Raw genomic sequence first — 2,804 nt, 5'->3', positions numbered from 1 at the left:
CTTGATCGCGTCCAGGATGTCCGTCCGGGCGGCGCGGCGGGCCGGCCAGACGGCGGCCAGCAGGCCGATCAGGGCGGCCGCGAACAGGAACCCGAGGATCTGCAGCGGCGGCACCACGGTGGACACGTCCTTGGCCGCGTCGCCGAGCGTCTTGAGTCCCGCCCAGGCGACGACGATCCCGAGGCCCACGCCGACCACGCCGCCGAACAGCGCGATCAGCAGCGACTCCAGGCGGATCATCCGGCTGACGCCGCGCCGGTCCAGGCCGATCGCGCGCAGCATGCCGATCTCCCGCCGGCGCTCGAAGACCGACATCGCCATGGTGTTGACCACGCCGAGCACCGCGATCACGACGGCCATGCCGAGCAGGCCGTAGAGGACGCTCAGGAGGTCCGTGATCATGCGACGGTTCTCCTTCTTGACGTCCGCCTGGCTCTTGACCTCGATCAGCGGGTTGCCGCCGGTCGCGTCGCGCAGTGCCTGCTTCAGCTTCTCGTCCGCGCCGTTGGCGCCCTTGACCAGGACCTTGTCCGGGCCGGTGCCGAGCTGGGCGTGCGGGGTGACGACGGCCTCCGGGGCGACGACCCCGGCCAGCACGGAGTTGGACTCCAGGATGCCGCCGACGGTCAGCGAACCCTTGGCGCCGTCCGGGTAGGTGACGTCCAGGACGTCGCCGAGCTTGTAGCCGGCGGTCGACGAGCGGCCCGAACTCACCAGCAGCTTGCCCTGCTTGAGGGCGTCCGCCGAGCCGTCCTTGACCTTGACGGTGACCAGCTGGTCGATCGTGTTCGCGTCGACCGTCGTCAGCCATTCGCCGTCGTCCTCGCCGGTCTCCACCGGGACGGTCCGCACGGCGCTCATCGCGGTCACGCCGGGCGCCTTGGCGATCTGCGGGACGACCTCCGCGGAGAGCATCGAGTAGTTCGACATGGCGACGGTGTAGTCCGCCTTGGAGTCGCTCGCGGTGGCCTCGTCCACGGCCTTGTTCACCGAGGCGCCGACCACCGTCAGCGCGGTGATCAGGGTGACGCCGACGGTCAGCGCCGAGGCGGTGGCGGCGGTGCGGCGCGGGTTGCGGACGGCGTTCTCCCCGGCCAGCCGGCCCGGCGTGCCGTACCCGGCGCGCAGCAGCGGCGCGAACAGGGCGATCAGCGGCTTGGCCAGCAGCGGGGTGAGGACGAACACGCCGATCATCAGCAGGGCCGCGCCGAGCGCCACGAGGAGGCCCGACTTGGCGAGGGCGCCGAGCACCAGGGCGGCCGCGCCGGGGACCGTGAAGACCAGGCCGATCACGTTGCGCAGCAGCAGGCTCTTCTGGGTGGCCGGCTGCTCGACCGAGCTCATCGCCGCCATCGGGGCGATCCGCGCCGCGCGGATCGCGGGCAGCAGGGCCGACAGCACGGTCACCGTGACACCGATGAGCATCGTGGTGATCACCGTGCCCGGCGCGACCACCAGCGGGCCGTCCGGCAGGTTGGCCTCCAGCTGGCTGTTGACCAGCGAGCGCAGCCCGGCGGCGATGCCGACGCCGGCGGCCAGGCCCGCCACCGAGGCCGTCAGGCCGACCAGGAACGCCTCGACCAGGACGGACCTGGTGACCTGCCGGCGGCCGGCGCCGATCGCCCGGAGCAGTGCGAGTTCCTTGGTGCGCTGGGCGATCAGCATGGTGAAGGTGTTGGCGATGATGAAGATGCCGACGAACAGCGCGATGCCGGCGAAGCCCAGCAGCGCCTTGCTCATGACCTTCGTGCCGGCGGCGATCATCTTGTCCTGCTCGTCGGCGAGCGCGCGGCCGGTCTTGGCCTCGAAGTCGCCGCCCTGCGGCAGGGCCTGCCGGACGGCGGCTAGCAGCGCGGTGTCGTCCGCCCCCGGCTTGCCCTTGACGTCCAGCTCGGCGAAGTGGCCCGGGCTCAGGTAGAGCTGCTGAGCGGTGGCGGTGTCGAACGCGGCGAGCGAGCCGCCGGAGAGGACGCGCGGGTCGTTGGTGTGCAGGGTGCCGGTGAGCTTCAGCTCCATGACCGGGCCGTTGACGGCCACCCGGACGGTGTCGCCGACCTTGTAGCCGCCCTTCTCGGCGGTCTTGGCGTCGAGGGCGATCTCGGCGCCGGCCGTCGGGCCGCGGCCCTCGACCAGCGGGTAGCGCGGGTCGGTGCCGTCGGCGCCCGGCACGTAGTTGGTGCCGGTGGTGGAGAAGCCGTCGCCGATCAGCGCGCCCTTGCGGTCGGCGATGCCGGCGAAGCCGCTGACGACGCCGCGCGCGTCGGCGGCGCCGGGCAGCGCGGCGACGGCCTTGCGGGTCTCCTCGGTCAGCGGCGCGCTCGCGGCGGTCCTGCCGCCGTGGTCGTAGCCGCGGCCGACGGCGCCCCGGTCGGAGACGGTGACGGCGATGTCGGTGTAGCTCTTGGCGTTCTGCGACCTGAGGGCGCTGCCGAGGGTGTCGGTGAACACGAACGTGCCGGCGACGAAGGCGGTGCCCAGCATGACGGCGAGGACCGTCATCAGCAGGCGGGCCTTGTGGGCCAGCACGTTGCGCAGTGCGGTGCGGTACATGGGGGAGAGTCAGTCCTGGGGGGTCTAGGGAGCGTCGGCGCTGTGGTGTCCGTACGGCCTCAGCTGGTGCGGCCCTTGGCGTCGAAGCGGCGCATGCGGTCCAGGACGGTGTCGGCGGTGGGGTGGGGGAGTTCGTCGACGATGCGGCCGTCGGCGAGAAAGACGACGCGGTCGGCGTAGGCGGCGGCGACGGGGTCGTGGGTGACCATGACGACGGTCTGGCCGAGTTCGCGCACGGAGTTGCGCAGGAAGGA

1 protein-coding gene and 1 pseudogene are annotated in these 2,804 nt (G+C 72.3%); both read right to left on the bottom strand.

Features of this window, described 5'->3' with window-relative positions; genetic code table 11:
- Window positions 1–2,550, bottom strand: a 2,550-nt coding sequence (locus AB0O00_RS34465) for an ABC transporter permease (protein WP_363658574.1), incomplete at its 3' end; no start/stop codon positions are given.
- A gap of 59 nt (window positions 2,551–2,609) precedes the next feature.
- Window positions 2,610–2,804 (bottom strand): annotated as a pseudogene (locus AB0O00_RS34460) (ABC transporter ATP-binding protein); the annotation flags it as partial.

The organism is Kitasatospora sp. NPDC093558, from assembly GCF_040683475.1.
GTDB lineage: Bacteria > Actinomycetota > Actinomycetes > Streptomycetales > Streptomycetaceae > Kitasatospora.
The sequence above is the reverse complement of the archived record's forward strand: the minus strand, read 5'-3'. Positions and strand labels throughout refer to the sequence as shown.